Below are 2332 nucleotides of genomic sequence, written 5' to 3'. Positions count from 1 at the left end.
GGGATTCCCTGGCTCTGAATCCGATAATTAAGCAGATTGTTACGCAAACTCATATCAATTAATTTATTTTGCCAATAGGTGATTTTATCTTGAGAGTCTTCCGGGTGAATAGCGGAGTGCTCATCTTCAGGTATAACCTCCACTTTTTCAAAAGCAAAATTGCTGTTAATTCGCACAGGCTCTTCTGGCTGCACCTCAACCTGCATGTTGGAATCAGGGCTGAATTTTAAAGAGAGAGGTTTAATTTGACCAATTCTGCTTCTGCGTACATCTACGAAAAAATGAAAGTAATAGGGTTTATTTAAACTGCTCTCTGCAGCTTGAACCGCGCTACTAAACGTGGAATGTTCATCAGTGAGATAAGTAGATTCTACGGCAATAACCTCATTTATACCGCCCGCCATACTTTTCGTTAATATGCTTTTATCATCCTGATAACTCTCCGGAGAGGCAAATTCTTTCAGCCAGAAAGCAGGATAGGCATGTCCCTGGAAAAAAACAATGAGAGGGTGAATACCTATGGCTTCTGCACACGCGGCATACAAGAGGGTTAAATCAAGACAAGTGCCTAGTTTGTGTTTTTTAATCAAATCAGGAAATCGTACCTTCTGTCCCTCAGCTTCAAAGCTTGCAGGAGGGTTAGCATACGTGATTCTTTGCTCTGAGATAGCGGAGTAGATCGCTGACAGTTGGGCAATCACACGATTAGCATCTCCGCTTTGATAGCCATCCATAGAGGAAATTCCGGTGTTTTTATGCATAATTCCAGATGCCTGTTTTATAATTTCCATAATAAAAGGACGGTTTGGCGTTACAAAACTCGAAATGATTTCAGGAATGACACTGGAGCCCGGCCAGCTATCGAAGGACAAAATATCCACAGCTAAGTTTTTCTGATAGACTTCCAGCTCGCCCATTTCTATTTTTATGCTGAAATAACCTTTCATGCTTTCCTCAAGATTACTAAGGTAATCGGCAGACAATTGGATATCTGGTTTAAATTCAATAGATTCTTCAGGATTTAATGAGTCTAAATAGATGGTTTTGGTTTCAAAAAAGGAAGGGTTGGAGGTAAGAGTTATTTTAATACCGTAATATTTTTCTTTACTAGGATTCTCAAGCGTTAAACGATTAATAAAAGGGACATGGTTCTGTTGGAGCGCAAAACAAACTCTCTCATCATATTCGCAATCACAGGAAATGAGCTTTTCCACTAATTAACCACCTCGTATTTAATAAGATAGGTACTGTATATGATTATACCAACCCCACAGAGTAATTTGTTCAAAAAAGTATAATATTGTAAATTGCCGCTTCTTTTTTACTGAGAAAGGGATCAATTTCTTTAGTTGCATCCTTTACTTAACGCTATGGTTGTTCTGAAAATAAACGACGATTAAAGTGTTCCCTCAAGTTTCAATGATGATCTGCGCACAGGTATTGCTTTAATCAGTGTTGAATAACTAAAGGCGTATCACTCATATCGAGGCGCGATACGAATGACAAACTCGGTTTGAAGATACTTATATGAAGTCGTTAATGTAAAATTACTATTTCCTTATTTTTCACTCACCGTGTAAGCTGTATATAGAAGCTAGAATACTAATAATCCTGGAGTGATTTGGATGTCAGAGCAGCCTATCATATCAATACAAAACCTAGGCAAGGTCGATGGAGATAAAGTATGGTTTCACCCCTTTACCTTCCAGCTTAACCAGGGAGAAGTAGCAGCCATCCAATGCGACCATATCGTGGGTAAAGTACTATTAAGCATCTTGACCGGACAGGACGCCGGCTCAGGAAAGGTGTGTTATTTTGGCCAAAATGATTACCCTCCCTCCAGCTGGAAGCGGTATAGCAATCGAATTGGATTAGTGCAGCATGAGGAAGGAATCTATGAGCGGTTAACTCCTTATGAATATTTAAAATTTCACCAGCAGCTTTATGGCAAAAAGGCGGATATTGATGAGTTATTACATAAAGTAAATTTATCCGTTAAGAAGTCTCAAGGTATTAAAAAGCTCACATTCTCGGAAAGAAAGCGCCTTTCCTTTGCTAAGGCCCTTGTTCATAAGCCCGCTCTGGTGATTTTGGAAGAGCCGGATCAGAATATTGATTTAGAGAGTAAGGTGATCTTGAGCAGCTTAATTAATGACCATAAAGCAGAGGGTGGAGCGGCTTTAATTATAACGAGCAATATGGAAAGTGCGGTCATTATTACGAATGAAGTGTATCGCCTGAATGAAGATGGATTAAAGAAAATGGATGTGCAGGAACCTGATGAGCAACAGGAAGAAGTTGAAAATGGTCAACATGAACCTGAATCCAGCAC

Annotated in this window: 2 protein-coding genes; one reads left to right on the top strand and one right to left on the bottom strand. The window is 39.5% G+C overall.

Annotated features, from left to right (window positions below; genetic code table 11):
* Nucleotides 1-1214, bottom strand: a 1214-nt coding sequence (locus WAM07_RS08710; protein ID WP_422166091.1) for a hypothetical protein, incomplete at its 3' end; no start/stop codon positions are given.
* Nucleotides 1215-1625: 411 nt separating this feature from the next.
* Here WAM07_RS08710 and WAM07_RS08705 point away from each other — a divergent pair.
* Nucleotides 1626-2332, top strand: a 707-nt coding sequence (locus WAM07_RS08705) for an ATP-binding cassette domain-containing protein (protein WP_422166090.1), incomplete at its 3' end; no start/stop codon positions are given.

It is taken from the genome of Halobacillus sp. (assembly GCF_049282395.1).
In the GTDB taxonomy this organism is placed as follows: Bacteria; Bacillota; Bacilli; order Bacillales; family Halobacillaceae; genus Halobacillus.
The sequence above is the reverse complement of the archived record's forward strand: the minus strand, read 5'-3'. Positions and strand labels throughout refer to the sequence as shown.